This is a genomic window from Raoultella sp. T31, assembly GCF_002806725.1.
In the GTDB taxonomy this organism is placed as follows: domain Bacteria; phylum Pseudomonadota; class Gammaproteobacteria; order Enterobacterales; family Enterobacteriaceae; genus Klebsiella; species Klebsiella electrica.
In genome coordinates this window covers 74,037-93,975 of sequence record NZ_PIBO01000009.1, presented here as the reverse complement: position 1 = coordinate 93,975, position 19,939 = coordinate 74,037, and the positions used below count along the sequence as shown (strand labels likewise).

Sequence of the window (19,939 nt, the reverse complement as noted above, 5' to 3'; positions counted from 1 at the left end):
CCGCTAAGAATAAACCCTGTCTGCTGCCGCGTCAGGGTAATAAATACCGTCAAATAATGCCTGATTTATAAGCAATTAGTCCGCTTTTATGGGGCTGTTTTTTCTTCAAACGATCGGTCAAAACGATCGTTATATGTTAAGTGATAGCTTTGGGCTATTAACCAGAATGAAATCGATCGATTATAAATATTAGCTGGCCGCAGAATTATCAGGCTATTCTGCTGCTGCCCGGGAAATATCAGCACCGAAGGATGGATTCTTTTTGTGAATATATCTCGGGAGATCTATAAATTTAAATATTGAATGATGGTTAATAAGGGAACTAATAATGCTAAACCGTGTTTATGATAAATATCTGGCTGCCTATACCTGTGTTGCTGGATGCATTTATGATTTCAAAAACAATGAAAAAGGCGTCACCGCCGTTGAGTACGCGATTGTCATCGCAGGCGTGGCCGCCGTTGTTTCTGTGGTGTTTGGTTCAGGTGGCTCCGTTCAGACAACACTGACTTCTGTGTTCACGGCGGTCACAACGAAGATTACCGGCCTTGTCCAATAATAATTATTGGAATATCTAATAATGACACGGGCATCATAGGATGTGATGCCTGTATTCAGAGATGATTTCAGAATTTCTGGCAGAACAAAGTGGATAACAATGAATATGAAAAGAGGCGGTCTGCTGGTTTATGTGGTGATGATCGTTGTCGGTATTCTGGGGCTGTTTTTCTATTTTAATCAATCCCGCACGGCTGCCCCTTTGCAGGCCAGCCAGCCAGAAAAAAAACCGCAGCAGACGATAAGCGTGGTGGTAGCCACCCGTGATTTAGACGCCAGAACGATACTACGGGCCGGGGACTTTCAGATTAAAACCGTTACGGTTGATGTCGGCAGTACCGATGCGCAGTTTAATCTCGTCGGTAAAAACCTGGATAACTGGGCGTTAAAAAGCGCGGTGCCGGCGAATTCATGGATTTTGCCGGGTTTAATGGTGGCGCCGGGCAGCGATGAATACCTGACCCTGTTTTTACGGCCGGGGAATATTCTCTATACCTTTGAGCTGAACAAGTCCGACAACTATTTATTAAATAACATCAAAGCCGGGCAGGGCGTAGATATTTATCTCTCCTATCGTCGGATATACCCCAAACATGAAGATACGCTGGAAGTCGGCGCCGAACAGTCCCGTGAGAAAAATCAGCTTTATAACCGCCTGAAACCGCTGATGGGCAATAAGCGGGTACTGGCGATTCGCCCGGCAAAAACGGTGGTCACTAACGGCGTCAACGTGGTGGAAAAGGGTAGCCAGTTGGTGGTGGAGCTGCAGGATCGCGAGGTCAAAATGCTGAAGGGGCTGGGCGGCGAGCTGGCGAATATCCTCCTGTTTCCGGCCACCACCTCTCCGGAAGGGAAATCGACCATTGCGCTGCCCTCGCCGGAGGCGGCATGGCCGGTCAGCGACGACGTGATTTTTAATCTACCTCCCGTTCCAGCAAAGCTCACCTCAGAAATTAACGAGCTTCGAGGCTAAATCGCCACCTGACCTCAGGTGGCTTATAACACCATGGAACCCCGGATACAGGGATATTTTAAAAGATGACTCAACGTTTGTTCTGCATTAAAAGGCTGTTTGTGCTGCTGGTGTTTTGCGTGTTTTCTCTGGGGGCCAGGGCGGAAGTCGTTAATCTCAAACCCGGGCAATCGAAAACGCTGCGCTTCGCTAGCGCCGTTAATACGGTGTTTGTGTCAGACCCGGCCGTTGCCGATTACAAAATCGTCAACGATAAAAATATCGTGCTGTATGCCCGCAAGCTGGGCAGCACTGAGCTGGTGGTCTATGGCCCGCAGGCGAAAATCCTGATGAATCTCAGCGTGGATGTTGACCCTTTTCTGAGCGACATTCGCCAGCGCGTGGCGCGTGAATACCCCGGCAGTACGGTGGAGGTGAAACGCTTCCAGAATGCCGATAAAGCCACGTGGATCCTGAGCGGCACGGTGCCCGATGAAGAGAGCCGCGACGGGGTCTATCAGCTGGTCGGCAGTCTGGTGGGCTCCGGCGATGGCGGCAGTAAAAGTAACGGCAGCAACGCCAGCAGTGAAAACACCCGTTTTGCGATCGCCAAAGTCTATGACAACGTCATTAACCGCTTACAGCTCCCGTCCTCGAACCAGGTCAACGTTAAACTGACCGTGGTGGAGGTGAGCAAAGAGTTTACCGATAACCTGGGCATCGAGTGGAGCAGCCTGACGCTGGATAGCATTATCAACGGCGGCGGAAATAACGGTATCACCACCAACAGCCCTGGGGTCTTTAATCTGCTGGGGTTTCGCCGTGGGTTTGATGCCGGAAATATCAGCACCTTGATTAACGCGGTAAAAAATGACTCGATTGCCCGGGTGCTGGCCCAGCCTAATCTCACCGTACTTTCCGGAGAGTCCGCTAGCTTCCTGGTGGGCGGCGAAATTCCGATTATGGTGAAAGACCAGGACTCGGTCACCGTGCAGTATAAAGAGTACGGTATTCGCCTGAATATTACCGCCAAGGTGGAAAAACGCCAGAAGATACGCCTGTTTGTCTCCAATGAATTAAGCAGCGTCACCGGTTCGTATGCCTATAACGACTACCAGATCCCGACCATGCGTACCCGGCGCTCCAGCTCAACCATCGAGCTGGCGGATGGCGACAGCTTTGTTATCGGCGGCTTATTAAGCGAGGCCGATAGGGAGTCGCTCACCAAAGTGCCGTTTATTGGCGATATTCCGGTGCTGGGGGCATTGGCCCGTAGCTCGATGACCGAAAGAAGCAAAAGCGAACTGGTGGTATTCGCCACGGTGAATCTGGTGAAACCGCAGGCCGAAGCGGCGGCCCGCAAGATGTCGCTTCCATCCTTTCGCCGCAGCTCGGTTGAGAAGCTGTTCTTTAACGTCGGCGTTGACCAGAAAATGCGCGAAGAGCGTTTAAATAGTGATGCCGGACGCTTTCTTGAACAGGGCGGCTTTGCCCGCTAACGACCTCGCATCATTGACATATTTCTGGAGTGAAAGATGAAGTTGTTTTCGGATTCTAAAAAGAAAAGCGAGCCGGAAGTCGCGCAGAAGGCGAAAAAGGGGGGCGCGCAGTCGATAATTATTATCTCCCCTGATAAAGAGATACTTTCTGACATTAGCAGTTTGTTATTAATTAATAACTTTAATAACGTTATTGGTCACCCGCTTGATTTTTTTGCCTTGCAGGATGACAGCATTTTGCGCGGCGCCGCGACGGTGATTATTGATATCGGCAACTGTAATGATGTCACCTTGATCTGTGAAACGGCCACATTGCTGATTCCCGCCAGCGCGCGTCAGGTCTTTCTCGGTCGCAATGACTCGATAGCTTTCGCCCAGGCGCTGATGAGCGCCGGCGTCTGCTATCTGCATATTCAGTCCCAGCTGGCTCAGTTGGCCGGGCAGCTCCAGCAGCCTGACAGCGCCCTGGCGACGCGCAGCATGATGAAAATCAGTCTGCTGGGCTGCAAAGGCGGCGTGGGTACCACGACCGTGGCCTGGCAGCTGTTTCAGGCCATCGGTATGCAGACCTCGATCCCCTCGCTGCTGGTGCAGGGCGCCAGCGGCAGCCGGGATCTTGATTTAATGACCTCCCGTACTCTGCCCAGAGACGGGGCGATTACGCCGATGGGGCCTCAGCAGTCCGCGCGCATAGAGCCCCTGGATGCGGCCTGGACCTATGACGATAGCCACTTCAATGCGTTCAATCTGGTGATGTTCGATCACGGCGTCTATGCCCAACCCTACGAGCATCTTGAGACCGTCTTTACGCAATCCAGCACCTTGATTCTGGTGATTAACCGCGATCTGAGCGCCCTGCGGGTGGCTAAGTATTTGCTGGATGAGAAGCAGCGCGTCGACCTGTCGCGCGGCGGTAAAGAGCTGCGGGTCTTCATCTGCCTCAATGAGAATCACCCTGCGCACGGCGATGAGCTGCGCAATGACGATATTGAGGAGTACCTGGGTTACCCGCTGGCGGTGATTAACCCGTGGAACGTTAAGCAAAACCAACCGTTGTCGGCAACACCGCTGTGGCGTTTTGCCGCCCAAAGCCTGCTGGGTAAATCTGAGCAGGAGACGGCAAAGAGGAGATTATTTCCATCGTTTTTCTCATTACGCCCCGACCGTAAGTCGTAGCGGATTTCGTCACGCGGCGGGAACATAACTTTTAAGGATGACGACAGCGATGGATACGGAGAGCTTTGAATCCCTGCTCTATTTTCGTGAGCTGGTGCTGAAGAGCGTTGATTTAGAACGGGTTGATGCGTTGCGTCACGATCGCGATGCGCTGTTTCGGGAAATCAGCGAGGTGATCACGCGGCAGGTGAACAGCAGCGGCAGATATTTATCCTCCCGCGCCAGTCACGATCTGTGCGAGCTGGTTACCGATGAGATAACCGGCTACGGCCCGCTACGGGAATTAATGGAAGACGACACCATCAGCGATATTTTGGTGAACGGCCCGGATCGCATTTTTGTCGAGCGTTTCGGCAAACTTGAACAGGTCGATAAACGCTTCCTCAACGACGTTCAGCTCACCGATATCGCCAGACGGCTGGTTTCGCGAGTGGGGCGCCGGGTCGATGATTCCCAGCCGCTGGTGGACGCCAGGATGCCGGACGGCAGCCGTCTCAACGTGGTGATTTCACCGGTGGCGCTGGATGGCGCGTCGATCTCCATCCGTAAGTTTGGCAAGGGCAAGAAATCACTGGCCGACCTGGTGGAGTACGGCAGCATGAATGAAATGATGGCCAATTTTCTGGTCATCGCCAGCCGCTGTCGGGTCAACATTATTGTCTCCGGGGGGACGGGCTCGGGGAAAACCACGCTGCTTAACGCGATGTCGCAATACATCAATGAAGATGAGCGGGTACTTACCCTGGAAGATGCCGCCGAACTGCGGCTACAGCAGCCGCACGTGGTTCGCCTGGAGACGCGAATGGCCGGGTCGGAAAACCAGGGAGTGGTGAATATGCGCCATCTGGTGGTCAACGCGCTGCGTATGCGTCCCGACAGGATAATCGTCGGCGAGTGTCGTGGCGAGGAGGCTTTTGAGATGCTGCAGGCCATGAACACCGGCCATGATGGTTCAATGTCGACGCTGCATGCCAACTCGCCGCGCGACGCGCTGGCGCGTCTGGAGAGCATGATCATGATGTCCAGCGCGTCGCTGCCGTTGGCGGCCATACGCCGCAACATCGCCTCGGCGGTCAACATCATTGTGCAGGTGTCGCGCCTGCCGGACGGCTCGCGCAAGGTGATCAACATCGCCGAAGTGATGGGCATGGAAGGAGACAACATTATTCTGCAGGACATCTTTAGCTTCGGCGCCGAAGCGGATCGCAATGAGTACGGCAAGATTCAGGGGACGTATACCTGTTTTGGGCTGCTCCAGCGTTCGGCGGTGTACCGCCAGGCGCTGGTGCATGGCCTGCTTGAACCTTTAAAACAACTGTTCGGGAACCGGATGCCATGATGATGATCATTTTTAGCTTTCTGCTGCTGGCAGGCTGCATTCAGCTGGGGCTGTGGTATCGCCAGCAGAAGCGCATGCGGCGTTTACAGCAGGCGGAAGCTGCCCGTAACCGGGTGGAGCTGACAAGGCGACTGCTGCGTAATCCGCTGGGCGGGTGGTTATCACGCTTGATGGACACTATGCGTCTTCATTTACTGGGCAAGCAGCGCGCTACCGTCTTGCGCCACGGGCTGATCCTGCTACTGGTCCAGGCCGCAAGCTTCTACGTAAACCAGAATTACCTGAACCTGAGTCCGCTGATTATCCATCCCGCATGCTTTGTGCTGACCCTCTACGGCCTGTATCTCAACAGTAAGAAAAAGATGCGTCTGGAATTTGATGCTCAGTTTTCGGAAGCGCTGAATATTATTAACAGCTCGATCCGCGCCGGTAACTCGGTTATTCAGGGGATTGAGCAGTGCGGGCAAAAGATTGACGGTGTGCTGGGCGATGAATTCAGACAGATATCGCAGCGCCTGGAAATCGGTGAAGATGCGGAAAGCGTATTTTTGGCCTCGTGGCGACGCCTGCCGTTTAGTGAATACTACTTTTTCATCATTACCGTACAGCTCAACATGAAAGGCGGGGGGCAGGTCAAAGAGGTGATGTCGCGTCTGGGAACGCTTATCTCCAACGCCCGGGTGCTGGAGAAGAAAAAATACGCCATGACATCGGAAGTCCGCATGTCGATTAAGATACTGACGGCTATCCCCATTTTTTTCTTCTTCTTTCTGAAATTTCAGTCGCCGGCCAATTTTGACATTTTACTGCACCATCCGACGGGCCAGATGATGCTCTATTACGCTATTTGCAGCATTCTGCTGGGGCTGCTGATTGTCTGGATGATGATGAATAAAATATAGGTGACATATGTTTTATATTCTTGCGCTAATCCTGCTGGTCTCAGGTGCCGGGGGATTAACCCGGATCTGGTTATTGAAGCGACGTCGGCAGCGTATTTATCACCTGCTGGAGCAGAGTAGCAAGCAGTACGCTTTTATCCCACAGGATAATACAACGCCGGTTGAGCGAATCATGAGGAAAACCAGTCGTCTGGTCTCGTGGACCGCGATGCTGGATAAAAACATTGTCGCTAAAACGTTAATCATCGTTATCGCGACGCTACTGCTGGTATTCGTGGATGCGACCGGGATTTATACATTTTCCCGTGAGATGTTATTTCTTTGCGTACTGGCCTGCGTGGTGGTGGTTATTCTGTTACCGAATCTGGTAAAGGAAATGACCATTAAAAAAAACATGAAAAGGATTTCTGACGACCTGCCATTCGTTATCGATATGCTGGCTGTCTGCGTGCAATCCGGGATGACCATTGAAAAAGCGTTGCGTTATATCGCCGACAATACCTATGCCATTAATCCCAATATCGCCACGCTGTTCGACAGGGCGATGCTCAAAACAGAGGTGAACGGGATTAACTCCGCGCTGGAACAACTCTATGAGGAGGTTCCGGGGACAGAAGTCAGAATGCTGTGTTCGACTTTGCAGCAAAGTATTAAATATGGCTCGTCAATATATCAGGTGTTGATCGACCTTTCTAAAGAGATGCGCGAACTGCAGCTGCTGAGTACCGAAGAGAAGGTGGCCAGCCTGTCAGCAAAAATGACGTTGCCGATGATCGCTTTCATTATGTTTCCGCTGTTGGTCATCGTTGCGGGGCCAGGCATTATAGGGATGGTGTCAATGTGGTCAAAATAATCTCTCTTACGGCGTTTCTCGCGCTGCTGGCGTTGGGCGGCTGCCAGAGCCAAACCGGCGGCGGTGAACTCAATGATAGTCAGCGTGAATATATTCTCAGTAAGGTCAATAACTATAACGGCTTGATCAAGCTCTACCGTGAAAAGCTCAGCCGTAAAGAGGATAAGGATACCCGCTACCAGCTGGCGGAATACTACTATCTGGCGGAGGATTTCGACTCTTCCCGCCAGTATCTGCAGCCGCTCATCGCCAACAATCCCGATGAACGGGCATTATTACTGGCAAGTAAAAACCTGATGGAGCTCGGCAATTATAGCGAAGCGCAGGCGATGGTTGCCGGCGTGCTCAGGCAGAACCCCCAAAGCGGCGAGGCCTGGAATATGCAGGGGATCCTGCTGGCGCAAGATGGCGATTTTACCGGGGCGGCCCGCGCGTTTAATAGCGCGAGGCAGCGCTTTGTCGATGACGATATCGTGATTAATAACCTGGCGATGCTGGCCATTATGCAAAACGATTACGCCACCGCCAGAGACTATCTTTTTTCTCTCTACGGCAGGGGGCATGCGAGCCAGAAAGTCCTGCATAACCTCGTCTACGTGCTGGTGAAGCTCCAGGACTTTAACGGTGCGGAAAGCATCCTGCAGCAGGAAAAGATGGCCGACCGTAGCGACGGGTTGATGGAAGCGCTGGCGAAAGTGAATCCGCGCCCGCGCGTGCGGTCGGCAGCGTTGTCGGCCCCGGCTCCGGTGTCGATAGCGAAAAGCGCGGCGCCAGCGGTGAAATCGGGGGCCCAGACCGGCATCGCACCGCCACCGCTCAAAACGGCGGCCGCTGAACGCACATCGGTCTCCACTCAGGATGAAATAACCCGGCTCCTGGATAATCAGCCGACGGCGAAGCCGGCAGGGCTGGTGGAAAAAGCGTCTTTGTCGTTAACCAGCGGTCTGAAAGACGTTTCTGCGGTTCGCTCCGGACGCCACCCCGGATATTTCCGCATGACGCTGGAGTCGCAGCATGCGATTAATTTCCGCGAACTTCCCAGCGCGGATAAAAATAAGCGTATTTTTGAATTACAGAATGTCAGACTAGGGCAGGCGTTGCTGCGTGCGGCTGACGATATTCCCAGAGAATACCCCAATATCAATAAATTGACGTTTTATCAGAATCAAACGGATGCTGTTTTAATTGAGTTTGAATTTACCCACTCACTGGCAAAAGCGAAGGTATTCCGCCTCGCCGCGGGTAAGGTTCCAGGGGAACGACTGGTGTTTGATATTTATTACGGCTGAACCGCCGGGTCTGTTTTTATACGGAAATAAACATTATGAAAATTTATGAATACAACGATCTGCTGGTGCAGGTTCCGGCGGGCGTCACGCATCTGATGATCGGCGCAGATGGCGTATTACGCGGCTATCGTAACAGGCCGGATATGTCGTTGCCCCGGCCCTGGGAAACGACGGAAAGTATTATTCCTGGCGTGCTGAACTGGGAAAAATCACACGCTGAGATTGCCGCGCTGCGGGAATATTCGCCCATTATTATTCACGAGTTTGCGTTGCCGGGAACTGAACGTTTCCGCGTCGGCGATAAATACACGCTGCATGCGACTATCAATGAAGAACTCTGTTTGACCTCCGAGGTTCATGCGGTCGTCAGCTGCTATACGCCGGGCATGAAGCCCTGGTGCCAGATATTAAAACTGAAGGTCGAAGGACTCTCTATCGATAATATTCTGCTGGCAAATGTTAAAGAAGTTCTTCATGACTTAAAAGTCACTGATTAATCACAACAGAATGAATTTACAGGAGAAAATAATGGCTGAAATGGAAAAGTTACTGGATGGACTGGTTAACCTTGATGGCGCGCTGGGGGCGGCGCTGGTCGATGCCCGTAATGGCATGCTGTTACACGGCGTGGGCTCTGCCGGTCTGGATATTGAAATTGCCGCCGCGGCCATTACTGACGTTCTGCGCGCCAATATCAAGATGCTGAAATTAATGGCGACCGGAGATGAAGTGGAAGACATCCTGATTACGCTGGGCAAACAGTACCACATACTCCGACCGGTGAGGGCTGTGGATGGGGTATTCGTGTATACCATTCTCGATCGCCGCAATGGAAATCTGGCGCTGGCCAGACGCAAAGTGACGGACGTCGAAGAGGCCATCGTCATTTTATAAGTAACCCCGCCCGCGTAGTGCGGGCGGAGGACATAAGGTTCGGGATGATGAAAGACTATAAGGTGATCCTGGTAGGACGCAGCGGCTCGGGTAAGACCACGGCTATCCGTAGCGTCAGTGAAATCAACGTCGTGTCAACGGACGTGCTGGCATCGGACCGCGGCGACGCAGAGAAAGACACCACCACCGTCGGTTTTGACTACGGCGAGCTGACTATTCCTGGCGGGCAAAACCGGATGCGGCTTTACGGCACTCCGGGGCAGGAGCGCTTCACGTTTATGCGCGATATCCTGGAACGCGGCAGCGTCGGTATTCTGCTGCTGGCCGATAATCACCGGCCAGATCCGCTGGCAGAGACTCGCAGCTGGTTTCGGGCGCTGAAAACCGGCCCGTTGGCGGGAAATGCGATCGTGCTGCTGGGCATCGTTAAGTGCGATTTGTCCCCCTTACCTGATCTTGAACAATACCAGCGCTTGCTGCGGGAGGAGGGGCTAACTCTTCCCGTCGCGACGCTGGATGCACGCAGCCCGGAAAGGGTCTTATTTCTGCTGAAGGTGCTGTTTTGCCTGCTTGAGCGTGCCAGAAATGAAGAGGTTTATTCCTGATGACAAGCATACTTCCGTTTGCGATTGAAGATGCCGGTACCCTGTCGACTGAACTCAGTCAGCAGATTCAGCAACTGCTGCTGGAGTTTGCCCAGAATTATCCCGTGATGGGGGAGCTGCTGGTGGCGACCGCCGATGGTTATGAGGTCGCGGCCGTTCTCAAAGAAGAGGATCCCGGGCGGTTACATAAAATCGCGGCGATGACCAGCTCTCTGCTGGGGGTTGGCGCCGCGATGCTAAATGAAATCGCGGCCGGAGAGCAGAAAGCCATCACCGTCGAGGGCGAGAGGGACAATATCCTGCTCTGGCAGGTCGCTACGCAGCGTTTTCCGTTATGTCTGACCGTCGTGGCCTCCGCACAGGAGCCCCTCGGGCAACTGTTCTGGCTGCTGCGTCAGTTGGCGGCGGCCATCGCTGAGATCTGCCATGCGCAGCCCGATCTGCCGCCGCCACAGGAATATTATTATGAATGATCCGTTAACGATGTCCTTCGCCGTCAGATTATGCTCGGCAGACATGAGCTGTGGTTTTATTTCCGTGTCGCCGGTCCTGGATAACAGGGCAGAATTAATTCAGCAGCGCCTGAACTGGTATCACCAGTGGCTACATTCGCTGTGTAGCCATTTGCAGAAAGAGACGCCGATCCCGCAAGATATTTTCTCGCTTCTGTTGCTGCAGGCGGTTGAATTAACGGCTGCCGATATGCTTAGCGATGCCATTGCGCTGGCTCCGGTGCTTTACGATCGCGACAGCAGAATCATCGAGAGCGTGACCAGCTATTTTTCCTGGCTCCAGGCATGTACGCTGCCGGACCCTGAAAATAATGAACTGACGCAGCCAGAGAATCTCTCGCCTGAATAAACATGGTTCTTTTTAACACCGCATTTTTATGATGCGTGGAGAATAAGGGATTATTGTGAATATCGCATGGCTATTGACTGCCGGTATCAGCGGAGTGCTTATCTATATTTGCTATATGGATATCCGCTGGCGGCGGATACCTAACCGCGCCACGCTGCTGATACTGCTGCTCTCCTGTCTCGCAGGATTTACGCATATGCCTTATCCGGCGTTCATTCTCCCCGGCATACTGCTGGCGCTGGGTTTTATCGCCGTGATGGCGAAGCTGATGGGCGCCGGGGATATTAAGCTGGTGTGCGCGCTGGCGGTGGCGTTGTCAGTACCGGAGACCGGCAATTTTTTGCTGCTGACGGCCATCGCGGGTATTCCCGTCGCCATTGTCAGCCTGCTCTGTTTTTATTTCTTCGCCCGCGAGGAACGCGCGACGGTGCCATATGCGCTGGCCATCAGCTGCGGGTACTGGCTACAGCTGTGGGTATAACCATTGGTGAATGTATGTTTAAAAAGATAAAAAACGGTCTGCGGCATTATTTATGCGCTGAACATGGCGTTGCTGCTATGGAATTTTCCATGGTGTTTATTCCTTTTATTATTTCGATACTTTTTATTGCCGAGATGTGCCGGGTGGTCTTTATTTCCTCGGCGCTCGATCTGATTATCGCCGAGTCGGGCCATATAGCGGCGATCACCAGAGTGCCAGACAATTATCAGCAATATTTTAATGCCGAAATCAATAAGCGCATGGCCGACTGGCCGCTCATTTCCCGTGAAGTACATGTCCAGATTTCGGTTAGCTGGTGTGACAGTATTTCCGCGGTGATTAACCACACTTGCACCACCACGGATGCGCATAATAAGCCGCTGGCATTTTATAAAGTGACCACTGATTATCAGCCGCTGTTTTTCTTCTTTCCTTCGCAAAGCGTCATCCAGGAACTAAGCCGCAGGATTTTACTGGTACAGGAATTTCAGCGTGAGGCAGAAAATAATGAATAACACGATGGGCAAGATAAAACGCGCGCTACGCGACGATCGAGGGTCAGTCGCGATTGAGGCCGGTCTGTACTTCGTCGTCTTTTTTGTGCTGTGCGCGCTGCTGGTGGATTTCAGCGCCGTCTTTCTGAATAAAAGTTACCTCGAGCGGGTCACCCATTCGCTGGCCAGCGTGGTACGCGAAAGGTCCGTCTTCTATGGCGAAAGAGAGGAGCTAAGTCAGCAGGAGGTCAGCGATCTCTACGATCTGGCCGGTGTTCTGCTAGAGGAGAGCCGTCTGGCAGACAGCCGCTATCAGCTGGTGGTGGAAGCCGCCTTCTTTCAATCCAGCGGCAGCAAAGCGCAAAAAAACCTGTTGAATACTCAGTCCTTCTCCCGGGGGACCGGGATCTGCCGCAGCCGGGTTGCGATAACCAGCGCGCAGATTGCGGCGCTGTCGCCGTGGGATACGAAAGGGCGCTGGCTGCCGGTTTATCAGGTGACGATGTGTCTGCCGGGCGGCGAGAGTTTATTTAAACGCGCGTTGAATAGCGCCGGAATACAGATCGGCGATATTGCCATCAGCAATGCGGTGATCCCGCGTTAATACCGTTCCTTATGGGCGAGGTGAAAATTATGCGAAACCGATTTTTACGGTTTATCGTGCGTCTTTTGCTTCAGGAGTACGGCGCGATAACCGTGATGTTTGCCATTATGTTTCCGCTGATAATGATGTTTTATTCGGTGGCCTATGATGGCGCTAATTTACAAAGCAGTCGCGCCAGGCTGGCAGATGGCCTTAATCAAGGCGTGCTGGCGGTGGCGATTCTCGACAACCGCAACACCACCGCCGCGGATAAGGCGGAGAATATTACGCTGGTGCATAACTACCTTTCCTACTATGTGCCGGATGCGACGATCGCGAAAAACGATCTGGCCGTAGCGGTAGAGGTGAACTACAGCACCACGGAAACCGGCAAACTTGACTCCGTGGACTATACCGCCAGCGGTAAAGCCAGCATGCGGCCAATAATCGGCGCGCAGCAAGAGGTCGGTTTTGACTCCGCGGTGGATATTCGTGCCGACAGCGGCGCGGGAGTGGTCAGAAAAACGTTTGAAGTCGTCAGATTCCCGACTGATTACGCTCTGGTACTGGATTTTTCGGGTTCAATGCAAGAGCTCTCATCAGAGCCGGGGATGACAAGAATTACCTTGCTCCGTAAGGTTGTGACGGATTTCATCAGTGATATATTAAATGATGATTCGGTGAGTAATACGGTAAGCATTATTCCATTCAGTATTGGTGTGCCAGTTATCCTGCCGGGCGAAAATATTGCGGGTGGGGTAAGCGTGGGTTGCTCTTTTGTAGGAAAGTTAAAGCCACAGTATCAAAAAGTCGATCTTGATTTCTGGTATAATAAATTCCACATCAATAATTCTAATACTCCTGCTGAGAAGGCTCAGTCTTATAGTTATGACCGTTCATTATATAGCTATTATCAAGATGTGATTGGTCCGGCTACCGGTAATAGTATGGATAATATGATTACGAAAGGATGGTGCGTAAAAAATGCGAGTTATGGCAGCAGCGTGGGTAGAGATGTGTACAGCTGTGATGCCGATCCGCGTTCAAGGTTGTTTGATAACTATGATGAGTTTCTTGAATCGCGTGTAGCGGCTCATGATTTAATGCTGAGGGACGGCGCGAATTATGCAATCACGAATAATGAAACCCTGGATTATGAGGGGATGTTTGCCGATGGATATATGTTTTCAGAACAGGCGGTTATCACCTTTAAACATATGATTGGATCGCGGTCGATGCGGCCTTTTGATCTGGATTGTTATTCTGCATTTGACGCAATGGATTTTAGTTTCGAGATGGTCAATCTCCTGAAGGATAAGACAGCAAAACCTAAGTCCTATCTTATAGAGCTAACAAACGATATTAGTGTTATTGATGAGTTTAATAACATGAGGATTGTTAATGGCTCACCCACTCATGTGACCTCTGGCCTGCTACGATCCCTACCGGTAGTTGCCAAAGGCACCAATCCCAGAAAAGCAATTATCGTGATATCCGATGGTATTGATTCCGGCAGCACGACCAGTGGACCCTATGCGATGACCGAGCGGCTATTTAAAACGTACGATCTTTGCCGGCGAGTCAGGGAGGGACTACTCCGTTACCCGCAGGGAACCCCGACTCAGGTGGCCGATATCTTTTTTATTTTTACGGTTAATAATTCGGAAACTACCAATGCCCTTAATTTGTGGCGCAATTATTGCGCCGGTGACAACGTGTTCCTTGCCACCAACTATCAGGACATTATTAACGTCCTGACGGGGATTGCTAAAAAATCCTCGGTGAAATTTATCAATAAAAATGAGCCGGAATAACCCCCGCGAGACAGGAGGTCAGAGTGTTGGATTTGGCTGTTTTGGCTAATCAGTGCGCGCCAGACGTCGCTCCCCAGGTGCTGGAACGTTTAATGAAAGTGGAATCGTCGTTTAATCCTTATGCCATTGGCGTGGTGGGCGGGCGGCTGGCTCGTCAGCCGCGCCATAAGGAAGAAGCTGTCGCTACCGCGCAGTATCTGGCGCAGGCGGGCTGGAATTTTTCGCTGGGGCTGGGTCAGGTGAACCGGCACAATCTCGACAAATACGGACTGGATTATGAAACCGTTTTCGATCCTTGTCATAACGCCCGCGCCGCTGCCGGTATTTTTAATGAATGCCTGCGCCGCGCGTCGGTCAAGTTTTCCCCGCAACAGGCGCAGCTGGCGGCGTTTTCCTGCTACTACAGCGGCAACTTCCGCCGCGGCTTTCTCCCTGAAGGCCAGGCGCAGACCAGCTACGTTGAGCGGATCATGGCGGTAAAGCCGACGCTTACGGCAGGCGGCGCGGTCCCTATTGCGGTGATTCCCGACGGTCAATCTCGCCCAACGGCAAAAGTCCCCAGCGCAAAAGAAAACCGGCCAACGTCGCCCGGCGCGAAGCTATCTCAGATAGCCGGCGCATCATCGCCCCGAGGCGTGAAAGCTCTGCGGGGTGACTAGCCGGGGTCTGCCTGCGTAGCCATCCGTAGCCATTCGTAGCCCCGCTTAGCGTCAGCGCAAGCGGGGGACGACGGCGGGGGGCAAATCTATTTGCGCAGCAGCCGCTGCAACCGCGTCTGACGCCAGTTGCGGATCCATTCGCCGAAAACAAACAAGCGCAAGCCTCTCACCAGCAGCAATGCCCCCCAGATCCCGGCGACCCACGCAGACCAGTAGTGGCCCGGAGAGGTAAACCGGTTGAGTAAAACCAGCAACACGCACACCACCACGGCGGTCGACAAGGAGCGGAAAAAGCGACTCTCCTGATGCACGCGCGCTTTTGCCTCTTCGATACGTAAATCGAGAGACTGCTCGTGGCCTGCCGGGGCGTCACCGGTTATTTCGCCCACGTTCACTTCAAAAACTGCGGCAAGGGCGCTCAGGGTTTCCAGCCCCGGGCGATCGCCGTTCTCAATGCGCTGAATGGTCCGCACGCTGAGGCCGGCAAGTTCGGCCAACTGCTCCTGGGACCAGGCGCGCTGCAGACGTAATTGTTTAACCTGATTACTGCTGTTCATCATATTTATCTCCGGGTGAAAACCTGAGATGGAGTGTGGTTCCAGGCACTGTCGGGCACCACGATCCGCAGCCGACAGTTGCACGACATTAACCCGACAGCCGCATGACGCCTGGGTTCAGGCGCTGACGATCGAACAGCCATTGCGCCACGGGTGAACTTTCATTCCGCGCAAGATCATCAGCCAGGCAACGATAATCGCGAGCATCAGCACCACAAACAGCGACCAGTGCGGCATATGGGTCAGGATAGATCCGCTAATCATCGGGTTGAAAGCGGCGCCCAGCCAGCCCAGCGACTGGGCGGAAAAGTAGCTCGCCTTCATGCCAGCGGGGGCGATGTTATCAATCAGCATATACTCGCCCGGCGCGTAGATAACCTCGCCAAGGGTAAACACGGCGGCAGATATCCCCCATAGCAGCAGGTTGTTGCCGGAAAGAATAAATCCCCCCAGTCCGAGAACGAAACAGACCGTCCCAAAGGTCATCAGCGGACGAATATTGCTGGCGCTCAACCGACGGCCGACGGCGTACTGTAGCGCCACCACCACGGCGGCGTTAACCGGGAGCACCACCGCCACCACCTTTTCGGCGAAATCGCTATCGCCGACCACCAGCACATACTGAGCAATACAGGAGGCGAATGAACCGCCGACGAACGAGGCCAGCAGGGCGGAAAGCGTAAACCACATCAGCGCCCGGTCGCGCAGCAGCACTGAAGGCGACCAGCGGGTGGCGTTATCCTGGGTAACCGCCGCCGGGGAACGCTGAACGAAGAGCTGAATAGCCACCAGCGGCAGCGAGGCGCAGGCTGCCGCCAGCCAGAAAGGCAGGTTGATGCTGTGCATCACCAGCAGTGTGCCGATGGGCGGACCGACGGTCCAGCCGATATTCAGAAAGGTATAGTTGAGGGAGAAGATCCGCGCCTTCTTTTCCGGCGCCAGAACCTCGGCAAACCAGGCTTTCAGCACGGTAGAGAAGACGGAATAGGCGCAGTTGATCAGGGCAAAGAACACCACCACCAGCGCCACGCTATTGACCAGCGGAATGGCGATGAAGCCGCAGATAAAGGCCAGCACGGCGATAAGCATATAGCGCTTTTTATCAAACTTATCGGCCAGAATGCCAAACCCCATGCTAAAGACGACGCCGACGGTGAGGGCGATGGAGAGCGCATAGCCAATGTTATCCACCTCAAGCTGGTACTGACGAGTGAGGAAGATGGTCATAAAGGGCAGCGTTGCGCCACGGCCGATAGTCAACAGCAGCGAGGACGCCAGCAACGCGATGGTCGAGCGTCTGATGGTCGGTATCATGTTCTTTGCCTGATGAAATGTTTTTTAGCGTGTTCTGCTCAGAAATATCATTCTATCAGGAGCTTGTATAGCGCAACCCTGTGCTATCGCGTGCTTTCACACCCTGCCAAAAATAATGATCTATCCGCCGGGCGTTTTTTTGGGTACTTTGATTTTGTTCACAAAAATCCATATAACAATAGAGGCAGGGTATGACACGTAAAGACGGGCTACTGGCACTGCTGGTGGTAGTGGTGTGGGGACTGAATTTTGTGGTGATTAAGGTCGGGCTTCACAATATGCCGCCGCTGATGCTGGCGGGGCTGCGCTTCTTACTGGTGGCTTTCCCGGCGCTGCTGTTTGTTGCCCGTCCAGAAATCCCGCTGCGTCTGCTGCTCGGCTATGGCCTGACCATCAGCTTTGGTCAGTTCGCCTTTTTATTCTGCGCAATCAATCTTGGGATGCCCGCCGGCCTCGCCTCTTTGGTGCTTCAGGCTCAGGCGTTCTTCACCATTATTCTTGGCGCCTTTGCCTTCGGTGAACGCCTGCAGGGAAAACAGCTGGCCGGGATTGCGCTGGCTATTTTTGGCATTCTGGTGCTGGTGGAAGCCAGCCTCGGCGGCCAGCATGTCCCGGTGGTCGGATTTATGCTGACCCTGGCAGCGGCGCTGAGCTGGGCCTGCGGGAATATCTTTAATAAGAAGATCATGTCCCGCGCCGAAAAGCCGCAGATTATGTCGCTGGTGGTGTGGAGCGCGTTGATTCCCGTGCTGCCGTTTATGCTGGCGTCATGGGCTATCGATGGCCCGCAGGCGATGGCGGCGAGCCTGATTCATATTGATATGCTGACCGTATTTTCGCTGCTGTATCTGGCGTTCGTTGCTACGATTGTCGGCTATGGCATCTGGGGAGCGCTGCTCGGGCGCTATGAAACCTGGCGAGTGGCGCCGCTGTCGTTGCTGGTGCCGGTCGTTGGGATGGCCAGCGCCGCGCTGTTGCTCGGCGAAACGCTGAACGGCCTGCAGCTGCTGGGCGCCGTGCTGATTATGGCCGGGCTATATATCAACGTTTTCGGCCTGCGGGTGTGGCGCACGGGCGCGGTACCGAGATAAGCAAAGCCCTTAGCGGCCTGTTTTTTTGCGCCGGGCGCGATGTTTGCCGGCCTGGCCTTCAGCGCTTGACTCTCTGCCTCAACGTCTATGAGTGACCAAAGGAATGTAAATGATTGATGACATCCGCTATCTGATTGTGTTCGCCAAAATTGTCGAGGCGGGCTCAATCTCCGGTGGCGCAGACGCTTTAGGGCTGACGACCGCCACGGCGAGCAGCCATCTGGCGAAACTGGAAAAAAATCTGGGTAGCGCTCTGCTATATAGAAATACGCGAAAACTTTCTCTGACTCACGATGGCGTCAGTTTGCTGGAGACGGCCAACGCTATGCTGGAACTCTATGAGAAGGGGGTTATTGAATTTAAACAGCGTTCTGTCTCAACGGCTAACAAGCTGCATATTTCTGTCCCCGCCGTTTTTATTAATAGCGCCTTTACGCGCCACCTCGCGGTTTTCATACAACAATATCCGGATGTGCGCCTGAACATTTCTTATAGCGACACGCGTAAAGATATTATTGGCGAGAGTATTGATGTTGCATTTCGGATTGGGGAACTCCCGGATAGTTCACTCAAAGCACGGCATCTGTTTGTCCTGCCCCGGCAACTGGTCGCATCAAAGGGTTTGCTCAGTCATTATAAGCCCATCAACCATCCTGATGACTTATCACATCTGCCCTGGATTGGCCTGACGATGAGGCAGCACAACCGGGAGTTCAGGCATAAAAATGGCGAAGTGGCGTTAATCAAATATACGCCAACGGTTATCGTGGATAATGTTGAAGCGTCCTATTCTCTTGCAAGGCAACAAATTGGGCTGGCGGCTCCCCCGCGCTATCTGAGTGAGGATGATGTTAAGCACGGAGAAATGCAGGAAGTGCTCCCCGACTGGTCATTAGAACCGTTAAAGGTATATGCAATATGGCCTGCGAATATATCGAGCAGCAGCATTGCCTATAAATTGATTAATAACATTTATAATTCTTTTGAGTCTCATCAATTATGAATGATTGAGGAGTGGCAAACAAAGCATGTAGCCCGCTGTAACAATCAGCGATCCGCCCATCAACAGGTTAAAAGTACGAATGCGTTGTCTGCTCCTGAGCAGCATTGAAACTTTGTCGCCGATAACCGCCCATGAAGCCAGTGAGAGATAGCAGACGACAAAATAAATCATGATAAACACTAATACTGTCACATTGGTTGACGGGTCAGAAAATAACGCCGCGCCTGATGCACAGGCGGTCCAGGCTTTCGGGTTGAACCATTGCATTAAAAATCCCTGAATGAAACCCGGCGTTTCGGTCTTTTGCAAGGCCAAATCAGGTTGAGATGACGCTATCTTATACCCCAGATACAGTATAAACAGTGCGCCGGCAGCGTTGAGATATTTGAAGAACAGAGGATATTGTTCAATTGCGGCGTACAAGCCAAAACAAACGACGATCAGCAATAAAGTAAAACCGGTGGTCGCGCCTGAGATCAACGGCAATGTTTTTCTGAATCCATGAATCGCCCCCGACGATATAATCAGCATATTTACCGGGCCTGGGGAAAATGACAGAGTGAGGGAAAATATAAACATCGTAAAAATTAAAATCATTCTTTCTCCAGGACTGTTAACCGCTTAATAGGCATGGGACACTCTTTTTTATTGCACAATAGCCTTTCTGATATACCTACAGGCTACATATAAATATTGATGAGAGTAAGTGGCTTTTCTCTAAAGGTGTGTTTGATATTTTCACCTTGCGGCGGAGTACAGCGCTGGATTGGCGAGGGATTGGTGCGGCAAAAAATGGTGGACAGTTGCAACCAAAGCGCGTGAACCCGTTCTGGTGGCGATGCGCATTGCTGGACGCGCTGGCGTTTCATCGGGCGAGAGCGATGGGGGAAGTCTGGCGGAGTGAATCATGATATGACAACGGGTTACCCGATGGTTTTCACAACATGGTGGCGTCACCACCGGCCATTTTCGCCAGCCTGCAGCGCTGCGGCTTCGATGACCACAAAAAATGGTA

23 protein-coding genes are annotated in these 19,939 nt (G+C 52.8%); 20 read left to right on the top strand and 3 right to left on the bottom strand.

All coding sequences use genetic code 11. The features are described from left to right. The first annotated feature begins 328 nt into the window (after positions 1-328). The 18 genes from CWM52_RS09050 (at position 329) to CWM52_RS08965 (ending at position 14,959) form a co-directional block, all read left to right on the top strand. Positions 329-559, top strand: a complete 231-nt coding sequence (locus CWM52_RS09050) for a Flp family type IVb pilin (RefSeq protein WP_100683791.1) — start codon at positions 329-331, stop codon at positions 557-559. A gap of 99 nt (positions 560-658) precedes the next feature. Continuing rightward, positions 659-1,531, top strand: a complete 873-nt coding sequence (locus CWM52_RS09045) for a hypothetical protein (protein WP_100683790.1) — start codon at positions 659-661, stop codon at positions 1,529-1,531. Between the two features lie 65 nt (positions 1,532-1,596). Then, the gene (locus CWM52_RS09040; protein ID WP_100683789.1) at positions 1,597-3,009 is read left to right on the top strand and encodes a type II and III secretion system protein family protein; all 1,413 of its coding nucleotides are present in this window, start codon (positions 1,597-1,599) and stop codon (positions 3,007-3,009) included. 36 nt (positions 3,010-3,045) lie between these two features. Beyond that, complete coding sequence (locus CWM52_RS09035; protein WP_100683788.1) at positions 3,046-4,185, top strand: hypothetical protein; 1,140 nt, start codon at positions 3,046-3,048, stop codon at positions 4,183-4,185. Positions 4,186-4,234: 49 nt separating this feature from the next. Further along, positions 4,235-5,524 (top strand): CpaF family protein, encoded by a 1,290-nt coding sequence (locus tag CWM52_RS09030; protein ID WP_100683787.1) that lies wholly within the window; start codon positions 4,235-4,237, stop codon positions 5,522-5,524. Further along, positions 5,521-6,426 (top strand): type II secretion system F family protein, encoded by a 906-nt coding sequence (locus tag CWM52_RS09025; protein ID WP_100683786.1) that lies wholly within the window; start codon positions 5,521-5,523, stop codon positions 6,424-6,426. Before CWM52_RS09030 ends, CWM52_RS09025 begins: the two co-directional genes overlap by 4 nt. A gap of 7 nt (positions 6,427-6,433) precedes the next feature. Continuing rightward, positions 6,434-7,279: a type II secretion system F family protein gene (locus CWM52_RS09020; protein WP_100683785.1), complete on the top strand. Its 846-nt coding sequence runs from the start codon at positions 6,434-6,436 to the stop codon at positions 7,277-7,279. Beyond that, positions 7,267-8,568 carry a tetratricopeptide repeat protein gene (locus CWM52_RS09015; protein WP_100683784.1) on the top strand — a complete coding sequence of 434 codons (1,302 nt, stop codon included), beginning with the start codon at positions 7,267-7,269 and terminating at the stop codon, positions 8,566-8,568. The genes CWM52_RS09020 and CWM52_RS09015 overlap by 13 nt, the downstream gene beginning before the upstream one ends. A gap of 35 nt (positions 8,569-8,603) precedes the next feature. Further along, the gene (locus CWM52_RS09010) at positions 8,604-9,065 is read left to right on the top strand and encodes a hypothetical protein (protein WP_100683783.1); all 462 of its coding nucleotides are present in this window, start codon (positions 8,604-8,606) and stop codon (positions 9,063-9,065) included. A gap of 31 nt (positions 9,066-9,096) precedes the next feature. After that, positions 9,097-9,462: a roadblock/LC7 domain-containing protein gene (locus CWM52_RS09005; RefSeq protein ID WP_100683782.1), complete on the top strand. Its 366-nt coding sequence runs from the start codon at positions 9,097-9,099 to the stop codon at positions 9,460-9,462. A gap of 44 nt (positions 9,463-9,506) precedes the next feature. After that, on the top strand, positions 9,507-10,067 hold the full coding sequence (locus CWM52_RS09000) for a GTP-binding protein (RefSeq protein WP_227521274.1): 561 nt from the start codon (positions 9,507-9,509) through the stop codon (positions 10,065-10,067). Beyond that, the gene (locus tag CWM52_RS08995) at positions 10,067-10,540 is read left to right on the top strand and encodes a roadblock/LC7 domain-containing protein (protein ID WP_100683780.1); all 474 of its coding nucleotides are present in this window, start codon (positions 10,067-10,069) and stop codon (positions 10,538-10,540) included. Before CWM52_RS09000 ends, CWM52_RS08995 begins: the two co-directional genes overlap by 1 nt. Continuing rightward, positions 10,533-10,928 (top strand): hypothetical protein, encoded by a 396-nt coding sequence (locus tag CWM52_RS08990; RefSeq protein WP_100683779.1) that lies wholly within the window; start codon positions 10,533-10,535, stop codon positions 10,926-10,928. Before CWM52_RS08995 ends, CWM52_RS08990 begins: the two co-directional genes overlap by 8 nt. A gap of 55 nt (positions 10,929-10,983) precedes the next feature. Further along, positions 10,984-11,409, top strand: coding sequence for an A24 family peptidase (locus CWM52_RS08985; RefSeq protein ID WP_100683778.1), 426 nt, complete (start codon positions 10,984-10,986; stop codon positions 11,407-11,409). Then, the gene (locus tag CWM52_RS08980) at positions 11,400-11,924 is read left to right on the top strand and encodes a TadE/TadG family type IV pilus assembly protein (RefSeq protein WP_133121735.1); all 525 of its coding nucleotides are present in this window, start codon (positions 11,400-11,402) and stop codon (positions 11,922-11,924) included. The genes CWM52_RS08985 and CWM52_RS08980 overlap by 10 nt, the downstream gene beginning before the upstream one ends. Continuing rightward, positions 11,917-12,507, top strand: a complete 591-nt coding sequence (gene tadF, locus CWM52_RS08975; protein WP_100683776.1) for a tight adherence pilus pseudopilin TadF — start codon at positions 11,917-11,919, stop codon at positions 12,505-12,507. The genes CWM52_RS08980 and tadF overlap by 8 nt, the downstream gene beginning before the upstream one ends. Before the next feature lie 29 nt (positions 12,508-12,536). Further along, a complete protein-coding gene (locus CWM52_RS08970; protein WP_133121734.1) occupies positions 12,537-14,300 on the top strand; it encodes a TadE/TadG family type IV pilus assembly protein in 1,764 nt (587 codons plus the stop codon). A 23-nt stretch (positions 14,301-14,323) separates the two neighbouring features. Further along, positions 14,324-14,959: a lytic transglycosylase domain-containing protein gene (locus tag CWM52_RS08965; RefSeq protein WP_100683774.1), complete on the top strand. Its 636-nt coding sequence runs from the start codon at positions 14,324-14,326 to the stop codon at positions 14,957-14,959. A gap of 86 nt (positions 14,960-15,045) precedes the next feature. Here CWM52_RS08965 and CWM52_RS08960 read toward each other — a convergent pair whose 3' ends face one another. Beyond that, on the bottom strand, positions 15,046-15,516 hold the full coding sequence (locus CWM52_RS08960) for a helix-turn-helix domain-containing protein (protein ID WP_100683838.1): 471 nt from the start codon (positions 15,514-15,516) through the stop codon (positions 15,046-15,048). A gap of 117 nt (positions 15,517-15,633) precedes the next feature. Beyond that, positions 15,634-16,830 carry an efflux MFS transporter YdeE gene (gene ydeE, locus CWM52_RS08955; RefSeq protein WP_100683773.1) on the bottom strand — a complete coding sequence of 399 codons (1,197 nt, stop codon included), beginning with the start codon at positions 16,828-16,830 and terminating at the stop codon, positions 15,634-15,636. A 191-nt stretch (positions 16,831-17,021) separates the two neighbouring features. Here ydeE and eamA point away from each other — a divergent pair, with 191 nt between their 5' ends. Together eamA and CWM52_RS08945 are read left to right on the top strand one after the other, a co-directional pair. After that, complete coding sequence (gene eamA / locus CWM52_RS08950) at positions 17,022-17,921, top strand: O-acetylserine/cysteine exporter (protein ID WP_100683772.1); 900 nt, start codon at positions 17,022-17,024, stop codon at positions 17,919-17,921. A gap of 109 nt (positions 17,922-18,030) precedes the next feature. Beyond that, entirely contained in the window at positions 18,031-18,924 is an 894-nt protein-coding gene (locus CWM52_RS08945) for a LysR family transcriptional regulator (protein WP_100683771.1), read from the top strand. Here CWM52_RS08945 and CWM52_RS08940 read toward each other — a convergent pair. Next, positions 18,919-19,521: a LysE family translocator gene (locus CWM52_RS08940; RefSeq protein WP_100683770.1), complete on the bottom strand. Its 603-nt coding sequence runs from the start codon at positions 19,519-19,521 to the stop codon at positions 18,919-18,921. The genes CWM52_RS08945 and CWM52_RS08940 overlap by 6 nt on opposite strands. Positions 19,522-19,939 lie beyond the last annotated feature (418 nt).